This window comes from Methyloprofundus sedimenti (assembly GCF_002072955.1).
Lineage (GTDB): Bacteria > Pseudomonadota > Gammaproteobacteria > Methylococcales > Methylomonadaceae > Methyloprofundus > Methyloprofundus sedimenti.
Genome location: NZ_LPUF01000001.1, coordinates 2,546,808 through 2,573,093, shown reverse-complemented (window position 1 = coordinate 2,573,093; position 26,286 = coordinate 2,546,808). Strand labels below are relative to the sequence as shown.

General features: G+C 39.0%; 24 protein-coding genes and 2 pseudogenes. 18 read left to right on the top strand and 8 right to left on the bottom strand.

What is annotated here, in order from left to right; genetic code table 11:
- Positions 1 to 97: 97 nt before the first annotated feature.
- Positions 98 to 2,539, top strand: a complete 2,442-nt coding sequence (locus AU255_RS11360) for a FimV/HubP family polar landmark protein (protein ID WP_158083108.1) — start codon at positions 98 to 100, stop codon at positions 2,537 to 2,539.
- Positions 2,540 to 2,601: 62 nt separating this feature from the next.
- Here the strand turns inward: AU255_RS11360 and rpoH are convergent, their stop codons facing one another.
- Positions 2,602 to 3,459 (bottom strand): RNA polymerase sigma factor RpoH, encoded by an 858-nt coding sequence (rpoH, locus tag AU255_RS11355; RefSeq protein ID WP_080522960.1) that lies wholly within the window; start codon positions 3,457 to 3,459, stop codon positions 2,602 to 2,604.
- 146 nt (positions 3,460 to 3,605) lie between these two features.
- Between rpoH and AU255_RS11350 the strand changes: the two genes are divergently transcribed.
- Both AU255_RS11350 and kdsB read left to right on the top strand, forming a co-directional pair.
- Positions 3,606 to 3,791 carry a Trm112 family protein gene (locus tag AU255_RS11350; protein WP_080522959.1) on the top strand — a complete coding sequence of 62 codons (186 nt, stop codon included), beginning with the start codon at positions 3,606 to 3,608 and terminating at the stop codon, positions 3,789 to 3,791.
- Positions 3,791 to 4,576: a 3-deoxy-manno-octulosonate cytidylyltransferase gene (gene kdsB / locus AU255_RS11345; RefSeq protein ID WP_080522958.1), complete on the top strand. Its 786-nt coding sequence runs from the start codon at positions 3,791 to 3,793 to the stop codon at positions 4,574 to 4,576. The genes AU255_RS11350 and kdsB overlap by 1 nt, the downstream gene beginning before the upstream one ends.
- A 150-nt stretch (positions 4,577 to 4,726) precedes the next feature.
- Here the strand turns inward: kdsB and AU255_RS11340 are convergent, their stop codons facing one another.
- A complete protein-coding gene (locus AU255_RS11340) occupies positions 4,727 to 5,419 on the bottom strand; it encodes a HisA/HisF-related TIM barrel protein (protein WP_080522957.1) in 693 nt (230 codons plus the stop codon).
- A 1-nt stretch (position 5,420) separates the two neighbouring features.
- On the opposite strand from AU255_RS11340, the gene AU255_RS11335 reads away from it, so the two are divergent.
- From AU255_RS11335 to AU255_RS11305, 7 genes are all read left to right on the top strand, one after another.
- Entirely contained in the window at positions 5,421 to 6,440 is a 1,020-nt protein-coding gene (locus AU255_RS11335) for an ATP-grasp domain-containing protein (RefSeq protein WP_158083107.1), read from the top strand.
- A complete protein-coding gene (locus AU255_RS11330) occupies positions 6,430 to 7,509 on the top strand; it encodes a hydantoinase/oxoprolinase family protein (RefSeq protein WP_080522955.1) in 1,080 nt (359 codons plus the stop codon). Before AU255_RS11335 ends, AU255_RS11330 begins: the two co-directional genes overlap by 11 nt.
- A gap of 116 nt (positions 7,510 to 7,625) precedes the next feature.
- Complete coding sequence (pabB, locus tag AU255_RS11325; RefSeq protein WP_080522954.1) at positions 7,626 to 9,005, top strand: aminodeoxychorismate synthase component I; 1,380 nt, start codon at positions 7,626 to 7,628, stop codon at positions 9,003 to 9,005.
- Positions 9,002 to 9,583: an amino acid kinase family protein gene (locus AU255_RS11320; protein ID WP_080522953.1), complete on the top strand. Its 582-nt coding sequence runs from the start codon at positions 9,002 to 9,004 to the stop codon at positions 9,581 to 9,583. Before pabB ends, AU255_RS11320 begins: the two co-directional genes overlap by 4 nt.
- A complete protein-coding gene (locus AU255_RS11315) occupies positions 9,576 to 10,292 on the top strand; it encodes a DUF2959 domain-containing protein (RefSeq protein WP_080522952.1) in 717 nt (238 codons plus the stop codon). The genes AU255_RS11320 and AU255_RS11315 overlap by 8 nt, the downstream gene beginning before the upstream one ends.
- Before the next feature lie 12 nt (positions 10,293 to 10,304).
- Positions 10,305 to 11,120 carry a tRNA pseudouridine(38-40) synthase TruA gene (gene truA, locus AU255_RS11310; RefSeq protein ID WP_080522951.1) on the top strand — a complete coding sequence of 272 codons (816 nt, stop codon included), beginning with the start codon at positions 10,305 to 10,307 and terminating at the stop codon, positions 11,118 to 11,120.
- A 3-nt stretch (positions 11,121 to 11,123) separates the two neighbouring features.
- A complete protein-coding gene (locus AU255_RS11305; RefSeq protein WP_080522950.1) occupies positions 11,124 to 12,374 on the top strand; it encodes a hypothetical protein in 1,251 nt (416 codons plus the stop codon).
- 33 nt (positions 12,375 to 12,407) lie between these two features.
- Here the strand turns inward: AU255_RS11305 and AU255_RS20810 are convergent.
- The 4 genes and pseudogenes from AU255_RS20810 to AU255_RS11295 all read right to left on the bottom strand — a co-directional run.
- Positions 12,408 to 12,566 (bottom strand): annotated as a pseudogene (locus AU255_RS20810) (IS1595 family transposase); the annotation flags it as partial.
- Between the two features lie 155 nt (positions 12,567 to 12,721).
- A pseudogene (locus AU255_RS20805) lies at positions 12,722 to 13,321 on the bottom strand (ISAzo13 family transposase).
- Positions 13,273 to 13,725: an ISAzo13-like element transposase-related protein gene (locus AU255_RS21105; RefSeq protein WP_198942595.1), complete on the bottom strand. Its 453-nt coding sequence runs from the start codon at positions 13,723 to 13,725 to the stop codon at positions 13,273 to 13,275. Before AU255_RS21105 ends, AU255_RS20805 begins: the two are co-directional and overlap by 49 nt.
- 469 nt (positions 13,726 to 14,194) lie before the next feature.
- Positions 14,195 to 14,971, bottom strand: a complete 777-nt coding sequence (locus AU255_RS11295) for an IS66 family transposase (RefSeq protein ID WP_198942594.1) — start codon at positions 14,969 to 14,971, stop codon at positions 14,195 to 14,197.
- Positions 14,972 to 15,419: 448 nt separating this feature from the next.
- Between AU255_RS11295 and AU255_RS11290 the strand changes: the two genes are divergently transcribed.
- From AU255_RS11290 to AU255_RS11275, 4 genes are all read left to right on the top strand, one after another.
- Positions 15,420 to 16,561 (top strand): IS3 family transposase gene (locus tag AU255_RS11290; RefSeq protein ID WP_143735875.1). Its coding sequence is split into 2 segments (ribosomal slippage): positions 15,420 to 15,675 and positions 15,675 to 16,561, totalling 1,143 coding nucleotides; the frame shifts between segments, so codons are not numbered across the junction.
- 80 nt (positions 16,562 to 16,641) lie between these two features.
- A complete protein-coding gene (locus AU255_RS11285) occupies positions 16,642 to 17,148 on the top strand; it encodes a hypothetical protein (RefSeq protein WP_143735911.1) in 507 nt (168 codons plus the stop codon).
- A 339-nt stretch (positions 17,149 to 17,487) separates the two neighbouring features.
- Positions 17,488 to 18,738 (top strand): ISL3 family transposase, encoded by a 1,251-nt coding sequence (locus AU255_RS11280; RefSeq protein ID WP_080522378.1) that lies wholly within the window; start codon positions 17,488 to 17,490, stop codon positions 18,736 to 18,738.
- Positions 18,739 to 18,991: 253 nt separating this feature from the next.
- Complete coding sequence (locus AU255_RS11275) at positions 18,992 to 19,402, top strand: rhodanese-like domain-containing protein (RefSeq protein WP_080522947.1); 411 nt, start codon at positions 18,992 to 18,994, stop codon at positions 19,400 to 19,402.
- A gap of 48 nt (positions 19,403 to 19,450) precedes the next feature.
- Here AU255_RS11275 and AU255_RS11270 read toward each other — a convergent pair whose 3' ends face one another.
- Positions 19,451 to 20,038: a DUF4136 domain-containing protein gene (locus AU255_RS11270; RefSeq protein WP_143735910.1), complete on the bottom strand. Its 588-nt coding sequence runs from the start codon at positions 20,036 to 20,038 to the stop codon at positions 19,451 to 19,453.
- Positions 20,039 to 20,149: 111 nt separating this feature from the next.
- Positions 20,150 to 20,386: a TIGR02647 family protein gene (locus AU255_RS11265; protein WP_080522945.1), complete on the bottom strand. Its 237-nt coding sequence runs from the start codon at positions 20,384 to 20,386 to the stop codon at positions 20,150 to 20,152.
- Between the two features lie 127 nt (positions 20,387 to 20,513).
- Here AU255_RS11265 and ftsH point away from each other — a divergent pair, with 127 nt between their 5' ends.
- The 4 genes from ftsH (at position 20,514) to AU255_RS11245 (ending at position 26,012) form a co-directional block, all read left to right on the top strand.
- Positions 20,514 to 22,457: an ATP-dependent zinc metalloprotease FtsH gene (gene ftsH, locus AU255_RS11260; protein WP_080522944.1), complete on the top strand. Its 1,944-nt coding sequence runs from the start codon at positions 20,514 to 20,516 to the stop codon at positions 22,455 to 22,457.
- A gap of 233 nt (positions 22,458 to 22,690) precedes the next feature.
- On the top strand, positions 22,691 to 23,455 hold the full coding sequence (ung, locus tag AU255_RS11255) for a uracil-DNA glycosylase (RefSeq protein ID WP_080522943.1): 765 nt from the start codon (positions 22,691 to 22,693) through the stop codon (positions 23,453 to 23,455).
- 237 nt (positions 23,456 to 23,692) lie between these two features.
- Positions 23,693 to 24,520, top strand: coding sequence for a hypothetical protein (locus AU255_RS11250; RefSeq protein WP_080522942.1), 828 nt, complete (start codon positions 23,693 to 23,695; stop codon positions 24,518 to 24,520).
- Between the two features lie 913 nt (positions 24,521 to 25,433).
- Complete coding sequence (locus AU255_RS11245; RefSeq protein ID WP_080522941.1) at positions 25,434 to 26,012, top strand: HdeD family acid-resistance protein; 579 nt, start codon at positions 25,434 to 25,436, stop codon at positions 26,010 to 26,012.
- The last annotated feature ends 274 nt before the right edge of the window (positions 26,013 to 26,286 follow it).

Below are 26,286 nucleotides of genomic sequence, written 5' to 3'. Positions count from 1 at the left end.
CTGTATTCGGGAAATCCCCTCATGGAAAAAGTTTAATTAGGAGAGTGCCTTGCGTAAACTGACTAAAACCATAGTAACCATGTCTTTGTTGGCACCCATGGCAGCGCATTCTTTAGGTGTTGGTGAAATAAAACTACATTCGACTTTAAATCAAAAGCTAAATGCTGAAATAGCCTTATCTTTAAGTGCTGGTGAGCATGTCGATGATATCAGGGTAAATTTGGCTACGCCAGATCAATTTGAAAAGTTAGGTATTGCCTGGAATTACTTTATATCCAAGGTTAAATTCAAGCCTATTGTGAAATCTAATGGAAAAACTGTTATCCAAGTAACATCTGATCAGGTTTTGCAGGAACCTATTCTGGATTTTTTGGTAGAAGTTAGTTGGCCTAATGGTGAAATATATAAAGAGTATACAGTTTTAATAGATCCCCCTGTTGTTTATCAACAAGGTATAACTGATATGGCGGTTGTGCCAACAGTTAATCCTCAAAAAAGCAGCAACCTTGCTGAGACTGAGCCTACCACGCAAAATGATTTTAATAGCCTGACAGTAAAGGATGAATATGGACCTACTACGAGAAATGATTCTTTGTGGAAAGTTGCTGAAAAAGTTAATCAGTATGAAGATGTTTCCGTAGAACAAATGATGATGGCTTTGTATAAAGCAAATCCGACAGTATTTTATAAGAAAAATGTTAATGCTTTAATGGCGGGAGAAACATTAAAAATTCCCCAAAAAACTGAGATTATTAAGTTATCTAAAGCACAGGCTCGTAGCCAGTTTAATAGACAGATGGTGGCCTGGGAAGGTAGGATTGCTGAGGAACCAGAGCATATCGTTGTATCTGAGTTAGAACCACAGGTACAAGAAGCGAGTGATAGCAGCACTAAATTAACATTGGAATCACCTAGCGAAGATGCAATTGCTCAGTCTGCGGCTCTAACAGCAAATACTACTGAGGCGGAAAATTTAGCCACTGAAAATTTGCAATTACAGGAACGGCTGGCTAATCTGGAAAAACAATTTGCCATCATGCAAGAAATAATGGCTATTAAAGATCAGCAACTGGCGGCGATGCAAAATGCGCAACTTGCACCAGAATTAAAATATGATACGAGTTTAGATCAGAATATTTTGGGTAATACAGAGGGAATTGAAGAGCAGGAAAATTCTGAGACAATAAGTGCTGAACCAAGCGCATCAATAGAATCGACTGTTCAAGCTGAACAAGATATTAATAGCCAGGAATATACTGCGAAAAATGTTTCATTAGCTAAAGAAGAGTTGAAACAAACTTCTGTTGATAAAGGGCAAGCTGATAATGATTCTGGGATTAATTATTTTTACTTCGGTACGGGGCTTTTAGTTCTTTTTGGGTTTAGCTGGTTGCTTGGGCGTAGGCGTCAAACAGAAGAAGAGATTAATGAAAACAGTATATTTTCATCTGCACGTAAAATATCTGCTGCAGGGACACAGGAAAAAATAACGCTTCCTGTGCTAGATAAAAATGACTCTTATGATATTGGTGCCGTAGGTGAAAGCTCTTTTTTAAGTGAATTTGCACCGGGTGATTTTGATGTATTTGAATCCGATCACGCAGAAGTTGACCCAAGTTCAGAAACCGATGTATATCTTGCGTATGGTCGATATCAACAAGCTGAAGCATTAATGCGTCATGCTATTGCAGATCATCCTGAGAAAGATGAATATAAATTAAAACTTCTGGAAATATTTTATGCGAGTGAAAATAAAGTTGGGTTTGAGAATTATGCAAATGAGTTAGTTGCCTTAGGAATGCAAACTGATATTGATTTTTGGTCTAAAGTTTCAGAAATGGGTAAAGAGCTTATTCCAGATTGTATTTTATTTTCTACCGGTCAGGGCGAAGCAGAATTTGAAGCCATTGGTGTACCCCCTGATGATTACTTAAATGCATCACATAATATTGCTAATGATAATATAGGGTTAGTTGCTGAGGCAATATCTAAGTCGGATAGTAAAGATAGTAAATCAATTGAAGCTGATTTTGACTTAAATTCACTATCTATAGTGGATAGTGTTGATACAAATAATAAGGTGAATTTAGATAAGGCAGATATTACCGAAATTGATCAGGATATTGAAAGTATTGATTTTGATTTAAGTCGGTTTGAATCTATAGAAACCTCGGATAATAACGAGCCAGATTTAGTATCCGATCTGGAAACTATTGATTTTAACAGTAGTGATATAACTGAGCCGAAGAATGGATCTGAGTCAGTAAAGTTAGCTGAAAATAATGATTTTGACTTTGACTTTGATTTTGATGAGGTTCCCGCTGCGTCAGCTATCGAAACAACTGACTCAGTTAAAAATGATACAGAAGTTTCAGATTTAACAGATATGGATGAATTTGAGACAAAAATAGATTTGGCTAAAGCTTATATTGATATGGGGGATGATGCTGCAGCAAAATCGATTGCTCAAGAAGTACTGGCGCAAGGTAATGATGCGCAAAAACTTGAAGCACAAACCATTATAGACAGATTAAGTTAGGAAAAAATTGGGCAAAAAACCTTTGTTGATAAGCAACAAAGGTTTTTTAATAATAATGGAAATTAAGCGGTAATACTGACAGCCCCTTTTAGTTTTTTCATGGCATTTTTTTCCAATTGCCTAATACGTTCAGCTGACACGTTATAGCGTTCAGCCAGTTCATGCAATGTCATCTTTTTTTCTGTTAGCCAGCGACTGGCTACAATATCCTGGCTGCGTTCATCCAGACCCTGTAAGGCGCTGCTTAAAAGGGCTTCTTTATGTTCTTGCCAGTCAGCACTTTCCAGTAATAAGGCTGGATCCGCATTGTGCTGTTGCAAATAAGAAACAGGTGCACTATAAGACTCTTCACTAGAACTGGATTCAGGCAGGTCAAACGCCATATCTTTCCCATCAAGACGCGTTTCCATTTCGTAAACGGTTTTAATGTCTACATCCAGATTTGCAGCAATAGCTTCAGCTTCCTCTTTTGAGAGCCAGCCAAGTTGTTTCTTGGATTTTCTTAAGTTGAAAAAAATCTTTCGTTGCGACTTGGTAGTGGCAACTTTGACTATACGCCAGTTTTTAATGACATATTCATGTATTTCAGCTCGAATCCAGTGTACTGCAAAAGAAACCAGGCGCACGCCTAAATCAGGATCAAAGCGCTTTACTGCTTTCATTAAACCAATATTACCTTCTTGAACAATATCGTTCATAGGTAAGCCATAGCCATTGTATCCCCGTGCTACATGGGCAACAAAGCGCAAATTTGCCATAACAAGTTGTTTCGCAGCCTCAAGATCCTCGTTATCTCTATAGAGTATGGCAAGCGCTCGCTCTTCTTCAGTATTTAATTTATTAGTTTGACCAATCACGTTTAGATAAGAATCAAAGTTCTTAGCTGTTAAAGTAATAGGTAAGGCTAATGAATTAGGCATGAAAGACTCCAATAATTAAACATGGACAGATTTTAGCACTCAATAAGCAAGAGTGCTAATAAAAATATAATATTTGTGAATAGTTTCATGGAAATTCACTAAGATAGAGTAAAATATCCCTATCAGTAAAATACTATGAGAATGTAATGGATAATAAATTATTAGAAATTCTGGCTTGCCCGATTTGTAAAAGCCCGTTAATTTACGACAAGAATGCACAGGAACTTATTTGTAAAGCAGACCGTCTTGCTTTTCCGATAAGAGATGATATTCCGGTTATGCTTGAAGACGAAGCAAGAACTTTAAGTCGTGAAGAAATTGAACAATTGTAATGAATAGTGAATTTAAGGTCGTTATTCCTGCAAGATATGGATCTTCCAGATTACCAGGAAAACCCTTAATAAATATCGCCGGAAAAGCGATGATTCTGCATGTCTGTGACCGGGCTAAAGCAGCTGGAGCAGCAGAGATAGTTGTTGCAACTGATGATGTAAGAATATTGGATGCAGTAAAAAACTACGGTTTTGATGCGCTAATGACGAGTGACCAGCATAATAGCGGCACAGAGAGATTGGCTGAAGTTGCTGCAGTTTATCAATGGAATACAGAGGATATTATTGTTAATTTGCAGGGCGATGAACCACTTATTCCTGCTGAATATATTTCTTTGGCAGCTAACTCTCTAGCCCAACAAAATACTGCTGAGGTTGCAACTTTAGCTGCTGAAGTATTATTAGCTGAAGAAATATTTAACCCCAATGCGGTTAAGGTCGTGGTAGATAAATATCACTACGCGCTTTATTTTAGCCGAGCTGCTATTCCTTGGGATCGAAAAGAATTCCAGCAACTAGATAATGTATTAATTAGAAAAAATACTTATTTAAGACATATAGGTATGTATGCTTATCGAGTTGGCTTTTTACAACGCTATGTGCAGTGGGAAACCTCCATACTAGAAAAAATAGAGATGCTTGAGCAATTAAGAATTCTCTGGGAAGGGGAGAAAATATTAGTCGCAAAAGTCAGTACGGCACCAGAGGCTGGTGTTGATACGGAAGAAGACTTACTAAGAGTAGAGCAACGGATGATTCAGTCACTAGGAAAAAGCAATACTTAGGAATGAGGCGTTAATAACTTGTGAGTAGGAGTAAAAAAGCTTTAGCTTTTTTCGTCATGCACAGCAATAGTTAAAGCTATTGCATTCCTTATCAAATGTCGAAGTTAATAAATACTCATTCCTTGGTTGGCATATCACAATTTATACAGTTTAATTTAGTTGCTCGATATCACGGCTTGTCAGACTTCTATTATGTAATGCACTGGCAACCAGGGCTATTTCGATACCGATCTTTTTGAGTTGCAATAAATCTTTTACATGGCGAACCCCTCCGGCAGCAATAAAATCATGCTCTGGGTAGTTATGATGATAGTCTGCTAATTTGATCAAGTCAGGACCACTATTTTTCCCTACTAGCCCCAGGGTCATAAGAATTAGTCGTTTAGGCCATAAATCTGGTGATTTATACAAATGACGTTCGCCCATTTGCGTGTCCTGAGCTGAAAAATCAAGGGATAGGATGAAGTTATCTGAGTCTTGTTTTAATTTAGCTAAATCCTGTTTTACTATTGATTCCGTAGCAATAACAGGCGTAAATTGTTGTGTATGTGGGGGCCTGTAAAGCGGCTTAGCCGAGCCGCTATCAATAATAAAGTTTAAATAAGGGTAACGGCTGAATAGTGAATTGATTAAGGCGTGATTATTGCCAGCATTCATTAATGCATCAAGGTCAGCAATATAGATGCTGGTAAATGAAGAGACATTTAAATAAGCATCAAGTACATCGTCTATTTGACTGGAGCGGCAAAGTGGAGTCGAGAGTGGTTGATAGTTGTGTCTTTGGCCTTGTCTGGCAAGTACGACCTGGCCAGCTTTTATATCAATGACAGGAATAATTTGCATTATGCGTTTATTGGTTTTTGAATTTATTACGGGCGGGGGCTTTATAAACCAACCCTTACCCGCATCATTATTGCAGGAAGGGTATTTAATGCGCAATGCTCTAATTGACGATTTATGCACAATAGCAGATTTGAATTTATTGGTGTTACAGGATCAGCGACTTGATTTAAACCTTGAAAACCAAGCGGCAGGTATTGAATATGTAATGATGAGTCAGGAAGAGGGCTTACAAACGTTGCTCTTCAGAAGGCAATCTGAATACGATGCCGTCTGGTTAATTGCGCCTGAAACAGATGGCATTCTTGCGCAATGGTGCCGGTTTTTCGGTAAACAAGGAAAATTTTTATATACTTCCGCACACCAGGCCGTGGAAATATGCCAAGATAAGTTAATGACCACAAAATTATTACAAAATGCTGGTATAGCTTGTGTATCTAGTTGTTTATATGATTCTTCACAAGCACAACGACAAGGAAGCTGGGTCATTAAATCAAACGATTCGGCGGGTTGTGATCAAGTTTATCAAATACATTCCTCTGATGACTGGCAAAACGTTGTACCTAGACTGCTAGCTGAAAAGTCCTATATTATTCAGCCTTATATATCGGGTAAATCACTCAGTTTATCTTGCCTGTTTTACCAGAGAAAAGCCTATTTTATTTGTTGTAATGAGCAGCATACCCATAGTGAACAACAGCAAATTATATTATCTGCTTGTACAGTAAATATTAACAACAAAAATAATCAATGCTATCAATTACTTTGTCAGCAGATAGCGACAGCAATTCCACAATTATTTGGCTATGTGGGTATAGATTTTATAGAAACGGAAACAGGCGAAAACTTGATTTTAGAAATAAACCCACGCTTAACCACTTCTTATGCGGGCATTAATGAAGCTTTAGGGGTTAATGTCGCAGAACTGGTTTTAAATTTATCTGGCAAGCCCCCGCTACTGAATAAAATTAGAAGCCAGCAAGTGCTAGTGAGTATTGATCAAGGAAATGCAGATGCAAGCTGATATAGCACCAACCGATATTGTCGGTTGGGATATAGGTGGTGCCCACCTGAAGGCCTCCTGGCTCAGCGCGGAGGGTCAGGTAATGGCCGTTTATCAGGAGCCATGTCCTTTGTGGCAGGGTCTGGAAAAATTAGAATATGCACTGACAAATATTCTTGCTAGAGTACCGCATCAACTAACCCTGCATGTAATCACAATGTCCGGGGAATTAGTTGATTTATTTTCCAATAGAGCAGAGGGTGTTGCTAAAATAATCGACCTTACTCAGCAGGTATTGAAACAGCAAACACTGCTAGTTTATGCAGGACAGTTGGGTTTTATTTCTGCACAACAAGTCACACCAGAATACATTGATAAGATAGCTTCTGCTAACTGGCTAGCGAGTGCTACCTATGCGGCCCGGCAACAAGAGCAGGGGCTCTTGGTCGATATTGGGAGTACCACGACAGATATATTGTTATTTCATAACAAGCAGCTTGATGTTTTAGGCTATACAGATTTTCAACGTTTAAGTTCTGGTGAGTTAGTCTATACAGGAATTGTAAGAACTGCAGTAATGGCTGTTACCCAATCAGTTTATTTTGCGGGCAAAGAAGTCGGCGTCATGAGTGAATATTTTGCAACCATGGCTGATGTATACAGGCTGACAAATGAACTTGATGAGCGACATGACCAAAGTGATACTGCTGATGGTCATGCTAAAACAGTGCAGGCTAGTACTCGGCGTTTAGCGCGTATGGTTGGCTGTGATGTAGAAGATTTTCCAGCAGCGCAATGGCTGCAACTGGCTTATGCTATTCGAGAGCAACAGCTTTGCAGAATACAGTCAGCCTGTGAACAACAATTACTACGTACAGATCATACTATTAACAAACGGATTATTGGCGCCGGCGTTGGGCGTTTTTTAGCCCGGGAAATTGCGTCTAGACTGGGTATTGAATACCGCGACTTTAATACACTATTTCTTACCACTGCACAAAAAACAGCCATGCAGATTGCCGATTGTGCTCCGGCAGTTGCGGTAGCTTATTTAGCTATAGAGGGTGCTTGTAAAAGTAATATTTGTTAAGATTGGCAATATTAATCAAAATATTAGCTATACGTAATGCTCTGTAGCTTATGATGTAACGATCAAACCATGGTTTATCGCTCAGTCACTCCTATGAAATCTGTCTAATTCAATTAATGTCTACGCCCTGTTCAAATTCCCAGCTTTATGCTTTACCTTATTTATCAGATAGTACACGATTATTTTCCAGTGTAGCAGATCAAGAATGGGCTGTTTTTTTAGATAGCGGTTCAGCAGAAAAACGCCAGGGGCGTTATGATATTTTTGCAACCCAGCCTGTCTGCACCTTACTTACAAAAGGCAAACAAACCCTGATAACCAAAGCAGGGAAAAGCAGTATATCGAAACTAGACCCTTTTACCCTGGTTAAGCAACAATTACCTTTGCAGCAAGCATTTCCCGAAGTTCCTTTCAATGGTGGGGCAATCGGCTACTTTGCCTATGATTTAGCAAGGAATTTAGAAACACTACCTGAAATTGCACAAGATGCCGAACATACGCCGGATATGGCTATTGGAATCTACCAATGGGCCGTAGTGGTTGATCACCGGCAAAAACGAAGTTATTTAGTTGGAAGCGCTGATAGTACAGAGCATTGGCAAGCCTTAATACAGCAGTTTAGCCAGTACCCTGAAGAACGAACTATACTGAATTTTCAGGTCACTGGCGAGATTCAATCGAATATGACTATGGAAAGTTATAAGCAGGCATTTGCTAAAATTAAAAATTATTTAAAAGAAGGGGATTGTTATCAGGTAAATTTGGCACAACGGTTTGTAACTACATGCCAGGGCGACCCATGGGATGCTTATTGCCAATTACGACAAATAAACTCGGCTCCTTTTAGTGCTTATTTAAATGTCCCTGGTGTGCAGCTATTGAGTTCATCTCCGGAACGATTTTTAAAAGTTTCCGCTGGCAAGGTAGAGACAAAGCCTATTAAAGGCACCCGCCCGCGAAAAGAAAATGTATTAGCCAATCAACAGCAAATTGAAGATTTGCTAATCAGTCCTAAAGATCGTGCCGAGAATGTCATGATTGTTGACTTATTACGCAATGATATCAGCAAAAACTGCCTACCTGGTTCAGTTAAAGTACCTAAATTATTTGCTCTGGAAAGTTATGCGACAGTGCATCATTTAGTGAGTACTATTTCTGGCCAGTTAGCCGCAAATAGCCATGCACTGGATTTATTACGCAGCTGTTTTCCGGGTGGGTCTATCACTGGAGCGCCGAAAATTCGAGCTATGGAAATTATTGAGGAGCTAGAGCCGCATCGGCGTGGTATTTATTGTGGCTCTATTGCTTATATTGGATTTGATGGCAATATGGATAGCAATATCACTATCCGTACTTTAGTGCACTCAGACAATACTATACGCTTTTGGGCTGGTGGCGGCATCGTGAATGATTCAGAAGTTGAAGCAGAATATCAGGAAAGTTTTGATAAAGCCGCTGTCTTATTAAATCTGCTGCAACAAATGCAAGTCTCATGATCGTGGTAAAATTAGGCGGCAGTTTATTGTCGCATACAGAACTTGCTCAATTTCTGCAACTAGCGAAACAACATGGTAAAGGGCAGGTTGTTATTGTTCCTGGTGGGGGGGTATTTGCTGATCAAGTGCGCATAACGCAACAACAATGGCAGTATAATGACAGGACTGCACACTATATGGCAATCCTGGCGATGCAGCAAATGGCTTTATTGTTTCAAGGATTATGTGCTGATTTAGTTATTGTAAACAATGTTGAAATGATTCGATCTAGCATGCAGCAGAATGTGGTAATCTGGTCACCTTTGAGCAGTGAATTAGATGCTGCAGGTATTCCAGCAAACTGGGATATCACTTCTGACACCCTTGCAGCCTGGTTAGCCGTACAGTTAGCTATAGATCATTTAATTTTGGTTAAATCGGCTGACTTTTCAGCTAATAGTACGTTACAACATTTATCTACTTTCGGTATAATCGATGATGCGTTTGTCGACTTCGTGCGCAAGCATACTCTAACTATAGAATGTATTTCGTATCACCAAATATCTAATTTTTCCGCTAGCTTAAAAAAGCATGTCTAAATATACTCATTCCCGTTCTTTATTTTCATTTAGAGGCTTAACGGAGCGATCTGTTAAATTACTCTCGCGTTTTGTGGCCTATAATTTTCAGCATGTTTATTACCGTACCAAGGAATCTTTTGGTCAGCATAAACGTGATCTTGTCGTAATACGCGTAGAAGATGCCAGTGAAAGTCTGCAAGAAACAAAAGTACAATTTTTAGATGCCTTAGAGCGTTTTAAATCAGTGGTTAATGTTAAGTCAGGTAGTCTGGAAGATAAATATAAACTATTAAAGCAACAATTTGATTTTTGTAATATGCGCTCGGAAATTGTAAACAACAAAATTCAAGCTATTGAGGAAGTAAGTGATGCATTATTCAAGGAATGGGAAGCAGAATTAAATTTATATACTAATCGATCTTTACGCGGACAGAGCAGGCAGCAATTAAAATTATCCAAACAACATTACTCACGATTAATCAAAGCAATGTTAAAAGCTGAACAAAAAATACAGCCTGTCTTAGGTGCTTTCAGAGATCAGGTACTGTTTTTAAAGCACAATCTTAACGCTAATGCTATTGCCGCCTTGCAGCAGGAATTTTCAGAAATTTGTTTTGATATTTCTCAATTAATACAGGCCATGGAAAGATCCATAGCGGAAGCAAACCACTATGTACATGTGCTTGTTGAACACAAGAATCAACCAAGCTTACCCGCTGCAAAATAATACCAGATCAAGATGCAGCGTATTGTTTTAGGGGTGGAGTATGATGGCAGTGCCTTTTTTGGCTGGCAATGGCAGGAAGGCGGTTTGCGGACAGTGCAGGATGCTGTGCAGCATGCCGCATCCAAAGTTGCCGATCATGCAGTAACAATAATTTGTACGGGCCGTACCGACACAGGCGTACATGCTTTAGAGCAGGTAGTGCATTTTGATACCCATGCAGAACGCAGTCATCGTTCCTGGTTATTAGGGATTAATGCCAACTTGCCAGATGATGTACGTGTGATCTGGGTGCGAGCAGCAGTGGACGATTTTCATGCACGTTACAGTGCTATAGCAAGATTTTACCGTTATATTATTCTTAATCGACCGACTAGGTCAGCCTTGCAACGCGATCGCGTCACCTGGTGTCAGCACCACCTCGATGCAGAGCGAATGCATCAAGCGGCTCAGGCATTAGTAGGAACCCATGATTTCACTTCATTTAGAGCCCTTAAGTGTCAATCAGTGAGTCCTATGCGCCTGATGCATTTTGTTGAAGTTTATCGACAGGATGAGCAAGTGATTATGGATATATCCGCTAATGCATTTTTACATCATATGGTACGTAATATTGCCGGTGTTTTAATGTCCATAGGTTCCGGTGATAAGCCTATACAATGGACACAAGAATTACTAACATGTAAAAATAGACAGATCGGAGGGGTCACTGCACCTCCACATGGCTTGTATTTAGGCGGTGTATATTATCCGGAAAAATACTGCCTGCCTAAACACATAATTTTTAATAAATTACCTGCCAATGCGCAGCGCTTCCAACATGAGACCTAAACAATGAAAAAACTAATCTTATTTTCAATAAGCCTGACTATTTCAGGCTGCGCAAGTTTTGGTGAGGGGATTGCTACAGCTGTTTTAAAGAAGCAAGAGCAAGAGGATGTGCGGGCCTGTAAAATTAATGGAAAAAGTTTTCCGGGTATGCAAAATAGTCTTGAGATGCCGGGAGATACGGTGAAAGTATTGATGGTACATGGTGTCGGAACGCATGTACCAGGCTATAGTACGCAATTTCAGGAAAAATTAGCGGCTGAATTAAATTTAACGGTAAAAAGTAGCCGTTATAAGGAAATTAATTTAGTGGATACTGAGTTTCCAGATACAAAATTAGGAATATTAAGAGTAAGACGCTTATTGAATGAGGACCAAAGTCAGGAAATGCTTTTTTATGAATTGACTTGGTCAGCGATCACTAATCCAGAAAAAGAAAAGATTAAATATGATACCTCAGGCGAATATTCCTATGATCGTGCTGAAGTGAATCAAATGTTAAAACAGTTTTCCAATGATACCAGTCCTGACCCAATGATTTATCAAGGTAAAAGTCATGATGAAATGCTGGCTTCATTCAGAAAGGCATTTTGTTGGATGGTTGGACGGAATTGGGGGGATTTACCAGAAACCAGTAATGATAACTGCGTCATTAATAAACAAGCCATTAAGTATCTGCCTGATGATGAATATGCAATTGTCTCACATAGTTTAGGCAGTCGTATTGTTATGGATGGTATGCAAAGTATTGCAAATCGCGTTTCTAAAGTAGCCAATGGTGATCCTACGAGTATAGAGTCTCAATTTATTAAAGGTTTCCAGCGGAAACAGATTCCTTTTTATTTGATGTCAAATCAACTACCTTTGTTAGAGATGGGGCAAAAGCCGCCAGAAGTAATTAATCAAAAAGATCAGTACTGTATCCCGGGCAGTGAGCATTATGAACAAAGGTTGGTTGATAAAACCTCTATTATGGCTTTTAGTGATCCTAATGATTTATTAAGCTACGCTATTCCCCAGCAATTTGTGCAAAGTCATTTGGATTCACGCTTATGTGCGGAAGTCACCAATATTAATATTAATGTCGCTCCTGTCATTGATATGTTTGGTATGGGAAGCTTTGCTAACCCTTTAACGGCACATACAGGCTATGACAGTGATGATCGAGTTGTTGCGTTGATTGCTAAAGGAATTGGAACAAAAAATATGTCAGAACTAGTGAAAGAGCGTTGTCGCTGGACTGAGTTTGTCGATTAGTGATTTCTGAACTTTTTTTGACATTATGTAAGGCTATGTCACCGTTAAATATTGAAAGTCACCCAGAGCAGAATGTAACAATTGCTCAGGGGTTAGATTGTGGTTCCGATCCATAATTCTGCACCAAGCCAAATAATTAGGTAAATACTTGGTAGCTACTCCATGTAAGCGGTCTAGCCATGATTTAAAACGGCAGCAATTCTCAATTTAGGATTAAGGACTCAGGATTTAATTAAACCCGAAACTACCGAGCTGGCAGGAACGGCTGTATAGTTCCACTGAGGCAGGAGCTCATTAAATTGAATCCGCATATTATCCTTGAAATCATTGGCTACTTTACGACCCGTTTAAAAAATTTTATTAAGGATATTGGTTACCACTTTTAGTCCCGTAGAGGTCTTGGTTTTAGCAATCAAGTCGTTGACTATTTCGACACTTTTAAAAATGACACCCTGGCATGCTCTTGTAATAGGAGGAAACAAGAGGTGTTCAATTGGATTGTACTTGGATGTATACGGTGGGTAATGTGCAATACGAATCTCAAGATTAAGTTCATCGGATAATTTTTGTAGCTATTCTTTAAACAAGTAATAACGTGCATTGTTGCTCCCTCCACAATCACACAACAATAATAGCGACTTTACTCCAAGGTATTCATATCTTCCATATTCCAACCACCATAGGCGAAGAATACATTCTGCCGCAAACTCAGATGTATCATGGCTGGTCCCGAGCCTGATATATCCAATGTTTTGATTGATGTCATATAGGTCATGCGGAGTGACTTTACCTTCTGCCAGTGATGGAAAATCATGATCGTTTACGCGAATCACATCTTGAGTATATAGCTGCCCTGCACGATAAAAATTACCTATCAATTCTTTTTTTACGTCCATGCTTAATACAGGTAATCCTTTTTCTGTGTAATCTTGTTTAAGTTGAGTAATATTTTTAAATTGCTCGTCACGGTGAGGAATATTTTTTTTCCGGCTTCGACCTTAAAGGCTTGGCGAGGCTGAAAATTATGTTTTTTAAGGAGTTGATCAACGACTGTAACGCTCACTGCATACCCTTTTTGCATGATATTTTCAGAAATTTCGGGACGTGACAAATTTGTCCATTTGATTGTTTCATTCATGGGAGAGCCTGCCGTATGCTCTTTTATGACCTCTAAAAATGCATCCTCCAATCCTTTTGTTGTGTCCAGAATAAGTTTACGACCTGCGCCTGATTGGCGAATGCGTGTACTGTCATTAGAAAGTTCTGCATTTAACTCCTGTAATCCTCGTGTAATTGTTCGGTCGCCACATTGCAAAATAGAACGGATATAAGTGACCCCACCATACCCCACAATATTGCCTCAATTGCTGCAAAACGGCGACGATCTTTTTCTGATAGGCTATTATAAAAATTGAGTATTTGGGATTCTATTTTTGGGGAGTAAGCTTGTATCATCATGGCTAAATAGGATACCCGGTCCATTGGTTATTGCCAAAATTTATTAGAGGTTGGTTTCGGGTATTATTTAATCCGCGTTCCTAAGTGGTAAAATTGATAAAAACTATTACCTTAAAATGCACTGATAAGTGACAACAACAGAAATTTCAATATTCACGCAAAAAAGTTTAATTGACCAGATCAAATAAACCTTTACGACTTTTCCCGATGCGCGAAGTGGTGATGGAGTTTATCAGAAATACGACATGTCAGATGCTGCTCTCAGTGCATTTTCAGTCTTCTTTATGCAATCTCCATCCTTTTTAGAGTACCAAAAAATGATGGAAAAAGAACGCGGTAAAAGTAATGCGCGTAACTTCTCATTATCCACTGGCAGCGGCCGCACGAATGACTTCCGATAACGGAGGAATCCCTTCTAACTTCAGTAAGCGACTTTTTAAATAACCCCAAAATGACATGCCGTGCTTTCGGCAGGTCTTCTTGAGACTGGCAAAAGTATCACGGGCTTTCCGCCCTGCATCACTTCGTGTACTCCCGCTGATTTTTCGTTTCTTGACGTAATCCCTTATATCCCGTTCGCTTAAATTGTTATGAAGTGGGAGGTAGGGTTTGTCGAGTACACGGAGGAGTTCATGTTGATTTTTCCCCATTCGCCCGAGGGCCTGGTTAAGCGTTTCGTAACAGGTTTTGGTACTGCATAGGATTTGAAAGCGCTGCCTGATACTGCTCGCCTGTTCGGTAACAGGATTAAGTTTATAAGCTTTCAGGTCATGGTAAATCGACCAAAGCTGGTCGCGTGCGTCATCTACTGCCTTGGTATGGCTGTCATTTAAAGGAATCAGGCGATTAATCACTCGTTCGGCATGGATCCAGCACAAGGCATGATCAAAGACGTTAAACTGCCCTGCATCATCACTGATAATTGAAAAGTCAGAGGAAATGCCTTGGTCTAGCAGCCCTCCCATCAAAGCACCTTCCGTGACTATTTTTCTGTGCCGAGGTTTAACGATGCCTTGCTGATCCAGCCATTCGCACCAGTCAGGTGCCGTGTTAATGCAGACACTGATATTTTCCAGTGTCGCCAAGATTACAACAGACAGCTTATTTTGTGCCATGTATTCAATGGCACCTGTGTTCAATGTATAAAGCGTTGTTTTGCCTTGTGATAGACAGTTTAAAAAATTGATTCTGCTTTTACTTTCTGTACTACTGAACCAGGCAAAAAAATCATTGCCAATATGTGTGCAATAGCCATTTTGCCCTTTATGCCGTGCGCCAGTATCATCTGTATGAATATATTTAGAAACGGATAATCCCGTCTTCAGTAATTCATCTTTTTCGGCATGAAAATCGTCCAGATCTTCTGTTAGTATATAACTGAGCTTACCGCTCGAAATATCGACGCCTAAATCACGAATTTGTTCCAGTAGTAATGGCTGTGTGACATGTTGGTGATGGTATTGATAGAGAATAAAGGCAATAAGGCTTTTACCAAAGCTACCTCCCTGAATGTCTTTGTAGTGGTCTAATAATCCTGTACTAAACGATAGGAGTTTATAATAACCCCTTAATCAAAGATGCAGACCAATGAGTAAACGAAAAAGTTATACAACAGAATTTAAACATGAAGCGGCCAGTCTGGTATTAGATCAGGCATATTCCATAAATGATGCTTGCGAAGCTATGGGCGTTGGTACTACAGCAATGCGCCGTTGGGTCACTCAATTAAAAGAAGAGCGTCATGGTGTTACGCCAAAAGGAAGCCGAGCGATTACTTCTGATCAGCAAAAGATTCAAGATTTGGAAAGTCAGATAAAGAAACTAAAGAGGGAGAAAGAGATTTTAAAAAAGGCTTCAGCTCTCTTAATATCGGACGTGTATCAATTTTAATGCTAATTGATGAGTTAAGAGAGCAATACAAACAATGCGAATTATTGCAAACATTTGAGATGAGTCGTAGTAGTTACAACTACCACCGTAAGCATGCAAACAAGGCAGATCCTGAGCGAGACAGGTTAAAATCCAAGGTTATTGCGTTACATGAAGCGAGCCGCAGTTCAGCGGGGAGTCGTACCCTTTCTGCTCAATTAAAACAGCAAGGTGAATCTGTTGGACGCTTCAAAACACGGAGTTTAATGCAAGAAGCGGAGCTGACAAGTAAACAGCCAGGCGCACATCGTTACAAGGTGGCTGAAAAGCCATCAAACATAGCGGATAACCACTTAAACCGTGAATTTTCTACCGAACTGGCTAATCAAGTTTGGTGTGGTGATGTCACCTATATTTGGTCGGGTACAGGCTGGATATATTTAGCATTGGTGATTGATTTAAATGCGCGCCGTATCGTGGGGTGGGCTTGCTCAACTAGTCCTGACTCAGTATTGACTACACGAGCGTTAAAATTAGCTTATGCGGCTAGAGGAGAGCCCAAGAACTTGATGTTTCATTCTGATCAGGGGTGCCATTACACCAGTAAGGTATTCCAGCAGCAATTGTCGGAATATGAGATCAAGCAAAGCATGAGTCGGCGTGGTAACTGTTGGGATAATGCACCGATGGAGCGTTGTTTTAGAAGCTTTAAATCTGAATGGATGCCTAAGACTTTTTATTCATCTTATGAACAGGCAGAGAAAGATATTATGCAATACATCAAGTATTACAATAGTTTCCGTGTACATAGTTATAACAATTATTTAACCCCAATCCAAGCGGAGAAAGAAGCCGCTTAAAAAACCGATCGTTATGTACGAATTTACTTGACCACTACAAAGATCTAAAAAATGGGAAAACACATTACTCGCATGTTGCCGTGACTCCCGTTATCGTTTCGCCCAAGCAATCCTCTGTTATTCCCTTGGACCCTGAATTTGTCACGCCACAAGACGGCAGTGAAAAACAGGATTATGAATTGGCTGCTTCAAAGCGCTGGCTAAAAAAAGAGGCTGATGGATTGCCTGATAATACGACATTTTTAGGGGATGATTTATATTGCAAGCAACCTTTCTGTGAACAACTCATTCAAATGAACAAGCACTTTATCCTGGTTTGCAAGCCAGACTCGCATAAGACGCTTTACGAGTGGGTTGATGATTTCGGTCGACTCGGTGAAGTTGGGTCAGTGATTATCAATGAATGGACAAGAAAGAAAAAACTCAGAAAGCAGTACCGATTTGTCAATCAAGTTCCTTTACGTAATACGGATGATGCCTTATTAGTTACTTGGTGTGAGTTAACGATCACGGATAAAGAGAACAACGTCATTTACCGTAATTCTTTTGCAACAGATTACCTGCTGGATAGAAAAAATATCAAATAGATTATTGAAGCTGGCCGTACCAGATGGAAAATCGAAAATGAAAACAATAACACATTAAAAACAAAAGATTATAATTTCAAACATAACTTTGGGCATGGCAAAAAACATCTATCCTCATTATTGGCAAGCCTGAATATTCTTGCCTTTTTAGTTCATACGGTGCTTGAGTGGTTTGATCAATGTTACGCGCTAATACGAGATAGCTTGGCGAGCAGGAAAACATTTTTTGGCTCTTCCCGACTTCGCGGGGTAGTCACTATATGTAGTATATTGCTATTTGATTATTTAGGTGCAGGCTGGGTATGATAGCCATCTTTTTAGACGGCAAACTTTAAATAAATGAACCCGATATTGTTACAAATTCCTTTGGATTTACCCGATGTGCAAATAGAGGCATTTGATACTGAGTCTAAAAAAGGAATTATTATTAAAGTCCAAAGTACATGCAAAGGCACAACTTGTCGGCAATGCCATCAGCCTATCGATAAGTTTTATGGCTATGGCAAAGAAATTACGTTACGCCATTTACCGATCTTTGAACAGTCCGTCTGGATTAAGATCAAACCGAAGCGTTACCAATGCCCTTATTGTGATCAAGGCCCGACAACCACTCAGCGCTGTAGTTGGTATGATCAAAAAAGCCCACATACTAAAGCCTATGAACAGTGGATATTGCGCGACCTAATCAATAGCACAATAACCGACATCAGTATCAAACGTGGCATTAATGAAGCGGCTGTTGAAGGCATTATTAATCGTTATATTCGTCAAGAAGTGGATTGGGAGACAATAAAAAGCCTGCCATTACTTGGACTTGATGAGATTGCGTTAAAAAAAGGACATAAAGATTTTGTTGTTATCATTTCAGGGATCAATGAAGGCGGAGAAAAATGCATTTTGGCCGTATTGCCAAATCGCAAAAAGGAAACAGTAAAAATATTTCTACAAAGCATTCCCGTGGAAATTAAAAGAACAATACAACGTGCCTGCGTTGATATGTATGACGGCTACAGTAATGCAGTGTATGAGGAACTTCATGGCGTTGAGGTTGTGGTTGATCGATTCCATGTGACCAAAAGCTATCGAGCCTGTGCAGACAACGCAAGAATAAAAGAGATGAAAACACTGAAAAAGACGCTTTCTAGTGAGGATTATGCCCAACTGAAAGGCGTGATGTGGTTATTCCGAAAATCACTCTGGGACTTGAATGAAGAGCAACAAATTAAATTAATACAACTCTTTAATTATGCGCCAGAGCTTAAGCAAATTTATATTTATCGGGAAGCATTGACGGGTATTTTTAACCGACCTTTAAGTAAAAGTCAGGCAGAAGCTGAGCTAAATTCATGGGTCGAGCAGGTTAGAAATCTGAAGTTGGACTGTTTCAACTCATTTATAGTGACCTTACAAAACTGGCAGCATGAAATCACTAATTATTTTCTTCGCCGTGAAACCAGTGGTTTTGTAGAAGGACTGAATAACAAAATTAAGGTGATCAAAAGACGTTGCTATGGCATTTATGATATAGGGCGTTTATTTCAGCATATTTGGCTTGATGTCGAAGGCCGACGTTTATTCGGATATGCTTAACACTATATGTTGTGGTCACCCCGCGAAATCGGGAAGAGCCCATTTTTTGATGATTTAAGAGCTCTCACCCGTTACATGGTTTTTGATAGTTGGCAGTAATTAATGGAATTTATGCTGGGAGAGCTAGACATTCCGGTGCCAGAAATATGAAAAAACCAAACTGAGAATTGCTGCTATTGCGAATAATTATTTTATAGTAGCGTTTTGTATGTTAAAACAATAAATACAAAATCATTCGTTATAGGAGTTATTGATGAAATTACATTCATTATTTATGTTGTTGGCAGTATTGTTTATGGCCGAGAGTGTTGCAGCTAAAGCACCGGCGCCCAAACAAGTTGAAGGAGCTATAACTATTAGCACTGAACGTGCAAAAAAACTGATGAAACAGGGAGTCACTTTTATTGATGTACGTAGAGTAACAGACTATCAAAGCAGTCATATTCAGGGGGCAGTACTTCTTGATTTAGAACTGGATTTAACAGAAGATTCTTTGCTGGCTGTGGTCAAAAAAAATCAACCGGTAGTTTTTTATTGTAATGGTGATATGTGCCAGCGTAGCGCGGTGGCCAGTGAAAAGGCCGTAGCATGGGGGTGGACAAAAGTATATTATTATCGGGGTGGTTTTCCTGATTGGAAAAAAGCGGGTTTACCATTGAAATAGCCGTTTTGAGTGCCGCAGCTAGCGTAGCGGCACTCAAGCAAACAGTTATTATTCCTTTGGTGGGAAATTAGATAGAATTTTAGTTACATATTGATGAACAAGTTTGTCACTTTCTTCTCTATTGGCATTTTTAGGTAATCGGCCGTCGGCAGCGCCGCGCCAAATTAGCTGATCTGTTTTTGGGCTAATAATATCGATGATAAGTGTACCTTGTTTATATTGAGTAATCTGAGTTTCAGAGCCAACGCCATATGCAGCGCCAATTCCTCTGCCATAGTATCCATAGCCTGCTCTATAGCTGTATCCTGGGTATAAACCGTTATAGTTATTATAGGTACGGATATCTGTTTTATCTTCAATAACGACACTGTAGTTAACCCAGAAATCAACCGCCCCATCTTCTTTTTTAATGAAATGATTTATTTGCAGTTCCTGATCTATAGTTGACCGGATTCGTTGATCCAATATATTGTTTAAATATTTTAAGCTGGCAGTATTGTGTTCATTTTCCGTATGCCAACGGTAGGTTTTAAAAGTTGAAAAATCAATTGAATTATCGTAATCGGTACTCAGTGAAAGGGAGGAGCAACCGCCCATAAAAAAAGTACAGAAAAAAACCAATATGGAGTATTTCATTTTTTTTCTAATTGCGCTGGGAGTAAATTTCAATTTAGATATCCTCCTGGAAATGTTAAATTGTTAATTAACAATATGCTAATATAGTCTATGATTAGTATTAAGCTAATTTTATTTAGATGTTAAGATAGTTAATGCTTTTTGTACGTGTTCAGCGGTTTCAATACCTAAATCAGTTAAATAGCCACCATCATCCCGAGTGACTAAATTTTTTTCGTGTAGACGGTTTATTGCTGCAATAGTCTCAGGTGCGGCAGTATGATGAACTTTAATACCTTCCTGTATCGATGTTAACTTGTAATGTGCCAAAATATTAAGTTCTTCAGCAAGGTCGGATGAAATGGGCATAGTATAATTCCTTAATTAATAAAAAATGATGGATTGTTATCTTTGTGTTATTTTATACCATTAAGAGGCAGGCAAAATACAGCAAAATCTAAGAATAAAAATAATAGCTATAATATAGAGAAATAAAATGATGAAAATTCTTATGAGGGTCGCAATGTTTGTTGTGATCGGTACTATTTTTTTTACCATAATGGGCAGAATGCAGCCTGGTTATGAAAAAAATTATACAATTTTATATTCAGATTTTATCGATAACATACGTAATGGTTCGGTATCTGAAGTGACTATTAATGGTGAAATGGTAAAAGGTAAACTGCGTAGCGGTGAGCCTTTTGTTACTTATAATCCGGGTGATAATCACTTGATAGATGACTTGATTGAGTACGGAGTTAAAATTAAAGTAGTAACACCTGAAAAGCAATCTATGCTCACGCAGATTTTTATTTCCTGGGCTCCTATGTTGTTATTGATTGCCGTTTGGGTTTATTTCTTCCGCAAACAACAGGGAGGAAGCGCTGGCGGCGGTGGTGGTGGACAGATGGGTATGGGCAAAAGTCGTGCTAAATTATTAGAAGAAGATCAAATTAAAGTCGGCTTTGCTGATGTTGCCGGTGTAGAAGAAGCAAAAGAAGATGTTGTGGAAATGGTTGATTTCCTGAAAGATCCATCGAAATATGAATTTGTCGGGGGAAAAATTCCTCATGGCGTGCTATTGGTTGGACCTCCTGGAACAGGTAAAACATTATTAGCCAGAGCAATCGCTGGCGAAGCCGGTGTGCCTTTTTTCTCAATCTCGGGTTCTGATTTTGTAGAAATGTTCGTTGGGGTTGGAGCATCACGAGTGCGTGATATGTTTGAACAAGCTAAAAAGCGCGCACCTTGTATTATTTTTATTGATGAAATTGATGCAGTGGGTCGTCAGCGGGGTGGTTCAGGGCCTGGTGGTGGCGGTAATGATGAACGAGAACAAACCTTAAATCAACTGCTGGTCGAAATGGATGGTTTTAGTGGTAATGAAGGCATTATAGTTATTGCTGCAACTAACCGTGCTGATGTCCTTGATAAGGCTTTATTAAGACCAGGGCGTTTTGATAGAGAAGTTCATGTAGGCTTGCCTGATATTAAAGGGCGTGAGCAGATTTTAAAAGTTCACATCAAGAAAGTGCCTCAGGCTGAAGATGTCAATATCAAGGATTTAGCACGTGGTACACCAGGTTTTTCAGGCGCCGAATTAGCTAATCTGGTTAATGAAGGAGCCTTGTTAGCGGCACGGAATAATAAGCGTGTGGTTACCATGAATGATTTAGACCGAGCACGTGATAAATTACTGATGGGCGCTGAAAAACGCTCCATGGTCATGCGTAAAGAAGATCTTCTAATGACTGCATATCATGAGGCGGGGCATGCGATTGTTGGACAGCATGTACCTGAACATGATCCTGTGTATAAAGTCAGTATCATGCCGCGTGGTGGTGCTTTAGGTATTACTATGTTTTTACCTGAGCGCGATCAATATAGTGCCAGCAAAGATAAACTCGAAAGCCAGATTTCAGGGCTGTTCGGTGGACGTATTGCCGAGGCAATAATCTATGGTAAAAATAAAGTAACTACTGGAGCTTCAAATGATATTGAACGTGCAACACAGCTTGCACGAAATATGGTCACCAAATGGGGTTTATCGGACAAGCTGGGACCTATGGACTATGGTGACAGTGAGGGCTATATGGGAGCGCAAAGTAAGCCTATGTCTGAACAAATGGCAAAAACTATCGATGATGAAATCCGAATCATTATCGATAGAAACTATCAGCGTGCTGAAGACATTATAAATAATAACATTGATGTATTGCATAATATGGCTCAGGCTTTGATGGATTGGGAAACAATCGACAAACTCCAGATTGATAAGCTTTTAAGTGGTGAAAAAATAGCTCCTCCTGTAGATGAGCCAGAAGAAGAACCGCAAGAACCAATTAAAGCTGATCCTGATGCAGAAACTGAAATTAAAGCACATGCTGATGATACACAATTAAGTGGCAATGCCGGAGTGCAAGGTCATCAGGAAATGTAATAAAATTAAGCGAGAACAGCAAGTAACGATTTATTGAACTCGCTTACTAACTTAGAGGATTTATGAAAAGCGGGTTTTTAGCCCGCTTTTTTTATGCGCAGCCTATTAAGACAAAAGGGCTCACTTATTAGCCTGTCATTTTAACCTGGAAAAACAGTCGACTTAAGTTAGATGTCGTGAACAACTGATTTTTCAGATTCAATCAACTATTTATTTTTACAGATTATATTGCAATGAGTAGTATCAATTCAGAAATCACTAGCCAGGTAAAGATGGAAGCATCCTGGAAGGAATTATTGCAAAACGAATTCTCAGAGAATTATATGCAGGACTTAGGTGAATTTTTAAGACAAGAAAAACGCCAGGGTAAAATTATTTATCCGCGAGCTAGCCAATATTTCAGTGCCTTGAATTTAACCCCCTTTGCTAATGTTAAAGTCGTCATACTAGGACAAGACCCATATCATGGTCCCGGGCAAGCGCATGGACTCTGTTTTTCAGTTGCGCCTGAAATTTCTCCACCTCCTTCACTGGTCAATATATTTAAAGAATTAAGTACGGATCTATCCATTTCAGCCCCCGAGCACGGCTGTTTAGTTAGCTGGGCCCTTCAAGGTGTATTGTTGTTAAACAGTGTATTGAGTGTTGAAAAAAACCAGGCGGCATCGCACCAGGGAAAAGGGTGGGAGCAGTTTACGGATAAAGTGATAGCTAAGCTCAATGAACATGCAGAACATATCGTGTTTATGCTCTGGGGGAGTTATGCACAGAAAAAAGGAGGCTTTATTGATTCCAGTAAACATCTGGTTATAAAAGCTCCTCACCCTTCGCCTCTCTCTGTTTACCGAGGCTTTTTTGATCAGAAACCTTTTTCCCGAGCGAATGAATATTTACTGAATAATCAAAAATCTCCTATCCAGTGGCAACTGCCCCCTAGAAATATAGCAATTGAACAGTTTCAGCAAGCTCAGCAAATTAATTTGAAAATTTATAAATAAGGTATATTATCTGAATAGTCAGGGAGATTCAATCTACATATCCTGGGGTTTCAGCAACAATATTCGAACAAAATAACGAGTGTGTTAAATAACATTGTTTAGTTTATTGATCGCAGTTAGGTGGTTTTATATACTCTAATCGGTATATTAGTGAAACATATTGTATTTACTTAGTATTAACCTTTTAGAATTTGGTAATACAGCTCCACGTTATAATTTATTTAGGGGGATTAAAATATGAACTTTAAGCCATTAACAGTTTCTTCATTATTGCTTGCAGGGATAGCAACATCCCCATTTGCATTGGCGCATGGATCATTTGATGAACATTACGTCAATGTGAAATTTGAATTGTGGAATTCTGATGATGTTACTTCATTGAAGGAAATCAGAAATGAACAAGATGTTTTCGCAAGTGATTATTATTACCCTGATGAACTGGATTTTTTTGTATCTACTGAGGATGTTGATTATTTCAACTGGAATATAGATTTTAACCAGCAAACGATAGAATTGACATATTTTTCTATCGAACTTGCTGAAATTGGTGACTCTTCATATCAGTATATATATGACTCTCCACAAGGCTTTCATTTTCAGGATAGCGAAGATAACTTACCTGATATAATTAATGTTACTGTCGAAACTAGTTTTGCACCTTATGGACTGGATCCAAAATTAGTGACATTTGATAAAGACAATATCTATGTTAATTTAAATGGTTCTATGTGTCTTTATATTGCAATGCCAGGTAAACCAGATTGTACTAACCCAGATAATCTAACAACTGGCTATAATAATCAAATTAAGTTGCATGTTGATTTTGCATATGATGCGCGAACTGATGCGCTTTTTGATGCGATAGAAACTAAATACTATGACTTATTTCCTGGTCCTGAAGAGTCTTTCTGCATACTAGGATATTATGCGCGTTATTATCCAGAAACTGGACTATATATGGGTACTCTAAATGGTCACCTTTATGGTTACGGCGGACGATTTGGAGGATTACTGGATGCCGGCACTATGGATGCATGGTATGAACAACTACAAATACCTGAATAGCGTGCCACTATTTTTCGTGAAAGCTGCGACGGGGACCGTCCGGTATCCGTAGCGAAAAGTTGCGTGATGCCATGCTTGCGGTGGCCTGCGCCTTACCGCTTCGCCATGCCATCGCAAGCTCGGTATTGGCTTCGCAGTACTATTACAAAACACTTGACGCTGTTTCGGAATGACTTGTATTTTATCTACACCCTATCAGGTAAGAGGGAGTTGCGTAGCTCTCTCTTACCCAATATCGCCGTCTAAATTTAAGCTTGACCGTTTGAAATTTATTTATCTGAGAAATTTAGTTATTGAACTGGCTTGCTTAACTTAGGTAATTTGTGAAAAGCGGGTTTTTAGCCCGCTTTTTTTATGCGCAGCCTATTAAGACTAAAGGGCTCACTTATTAGCCTGTTATTTTAACCTGGAAAAACAATCGACTTAAGTTAGATAACATGAACAACTGATTTTTCAGATTCAATCAACTATTTATTTTTACAGATTATATTGCAATGAGTAGCATCAATAATTTTCTATCCAATAGCAACTGCTCCATAGAAGTATAGCAATTGAACAGTTTCAGCAAGCTCAGCAAATCAATTTGAAAATTTATCAATAAAGTCAATGATATAAATTACCAGAAGGGTTGAATGCCCAGATTTTGGGTTTTATAAAACAAGATTTGAATAAAAGAATAAGTGTGATAGATAACATTGTGAAGTTACTTAATAGCATTTAGGTGATTTTAAGCGCATTAATCGATATTTTGGTGCACTATTTCCGGCTAAGAAATAAAAGTGATTGTTTTGAAGTTTTATACTTGTGTTTTTTTTGCTTTCATTGAATGAAAAACAAAGTAAAATATTTTTTTGAGTATGCTATGAGTGGTGTAAGATCTAATTTTATAAATAATAATAACGAGGAATAAACTATGAATACACAGACACAGGAAGACTTGATTTTTGGCAATCTACTTGGTGAGCTACATGATAAATGGGGTTGGCTGCTTGCGCTGGGAATTTCATTTATACTTTTAGGGACGATTGGTTTAGGCATGACCTTTGCCTTAACTATGGTCAGTATGATGTTTTTTGGTTTTCTGATGCTATTTGGAGGTGCATTCCAGTTAATTCAAGCGTTGGGGTGCAGGGGATGGAAAAGTATCATTCTGCATGTCTTGGTTGCTGTTGCTTATGTGATTGGCGGTGTCATTATCATAAGTAATCCGTTAGTTGCCTCGGAAATTATTACTATGATGATCGCTGCAGTTTTTATGGCTGTGGGTATCATGCGGATTACTATGGCTTTCCAGCTTAAGGTGGTAAAGGGCTGGTGGATTTCATTAATCAGTGGTTTATTATCTTTAATTTTTGGCGGTATGATTATGACGGCGTGGCCAATGTCAGGTACGTGGATTATCGGGTTGTTAATAGCTATCGATATGATTTTTCATGGCTGGGGATATGTCGCTTTGGCACTTACGGCTAAGGATTCACAGAAATCTAGTTAATTATGTTCACTAATTAACTGTACTTTTGTAGTTTTTGCAATCATAAATTTATTAAGCTTGGGCCTATGAATGGACACTAATTCACAGAATAGAGGCGCTTCTGTCCGCTGTTATAGTCTCTGAAATCTTCGCTTTAAAGCATATCTTTATTTTTTTGCATAGGCACGGTTAGTTTAACAAACCGATCCTGGAAGTAGCCGTTTAACCAGCTTTTTTTAACGGCTAACTTAAACGATCTCCGTATGCGAAATATAGACTAGAGTTGTATTACAAA

Excerpts from the sequence above, each read along its gene's own strand:
- AU255_RS11335 (WP_158083107.1), top strand. The coding sequence starts at position 5,421 with ATGCGTTTATTGGTTTTTGAATTTATTACGGGCGGGGGCTTTATAAAC.
- AU255_RS11270 (WP_143735910.1), bottom strand. The coding sequence starts at position 20,038 with ATGAAATACTCCATATTGGTTTTTTTCTGTACTTTTTTTATGGGCGGT.
- AU255_RS11360 (WP_158083108.1), top strand. The coding sequence starts at position 98 with ATGGCAGCGCATTCTTTAGGTGTTGGTGAAATAAAACTACATTCGACT.
- AU255_RS11250 (WP_080522942.1), top strand. The coding sequence starts at position 23,693 with ATGAACTTTAAGCCATTAACAGTTTCTTCATTATTGCTTGCAGGGATA.
- AU255_RS11330 (WP_080522955.1), top strand. The coding sequence starts at position 6,430 with ATGCAAGCTGATATAGCACCAACCGATATTGTCGGTTGGGATATAGGT.
- AU255_RS11280 (WP_080522378.1), top strand. The coding sequence starts at position 17,488 with ATGAACCCGATATTGTTACAAATTCCTTTGGATTTACCCGATGTGCAA.
- AU255_RS11350 (WP_080522959.1), top strand. The coding sequence starts at position 3,606 with ATGGATAATAAATTATTAGAAATTCTGGCTTGCCCGATTTGTAAAAGC.
- AU255_RS11340 (WP_080522957.1), bottom strand. The coding sequence starts at position 5,419 with ATGCAAATTATTCCTGTCATTGATATAAAAGCTGGCCAGGTCGTACTT.
- ftsH (WP_080522944.1), top strand. The coding sequence starts at position 20,514 with ATGATGAAAATTCTTATGAGGGTCGCAATGTTTGTTGTGATCGGTACT.
- AU255_RS11305 (WP_080522950.1), top strand. The coding sequence starts at position 11,124 with ATGAAAAAACTAATCTTATTTTCAATAAGCCTGACTATTTCAGGCTGC.
- rpoH (WP_080522960.1), bottom strand. The coding sequence starts at position 3,459 with ATGCCTAATTCATTAGCCTTACCTATTACTTTAACAGCTAAGAACTTT.
- ung (WP_080522943.1), top strand. The coding sequence starts at position 22,691 with ATGAGTAGTATCAATTCAGAAATCACTAGCCAGGTAAAGATGGAAGCA.
- AU255_RS11245 (WP_080522941.1), top strand. The coding sequence starts at position 25,434 with ATGAATACACAGACACAGGAAGACTTGATTTTTGGCAATCTACTTGGT.
- AU255_RS11315 (WP_080522952.1), top strand. The coding sequence starts at position 9,576 with ATGTCTAAATATACTCATTCCCGTTCTTTATTTTCATTTAGAGGCTTA.
- AU255_RS11320 (WP_080522953.1), top strand. The coding sequence starts at position 9,002 with ATGATCGTGGTAAAATTAGGCGGCAGTTTATTGTCGCATACAGAACTT.
- AU255_RS11275 (WP_080522947.1), top strand. The coding sequence starts at position 18,992 with ATGAAATTACATTCATTATTTATGTTGTTGGCAGTATTGTTTATGGCC.
- truA (WP_080522951.1), top strand. The coding sequence starts at position 10,305 with ATGCAGCGTATTGTTTTAGGGGTGGAGTATGATGGCAGTGCCTTTTTT.
- kdsB (WP_080522958.1), top strand. The coding sequence starts at position 3,791 with ATGAATAGTGAATTTAAGGTCGTTATTCCTGCAAGATATGGATCTTCC.
- AU255_RS11265 (WP_080522945.1), bottom strand. The coding sequence starts at position 20,386 with ATGCCCATTTCATCCGACCTTGCTGAAGAACTTAATATTTTGGCACAT.
- pabB (WP_080522954.1), top strand. The coding sequence starts at position 7,626 with ATGTCTACGCCCTGTTCAAATTCCCAGCTTTATGCTTTACCTTATTTA.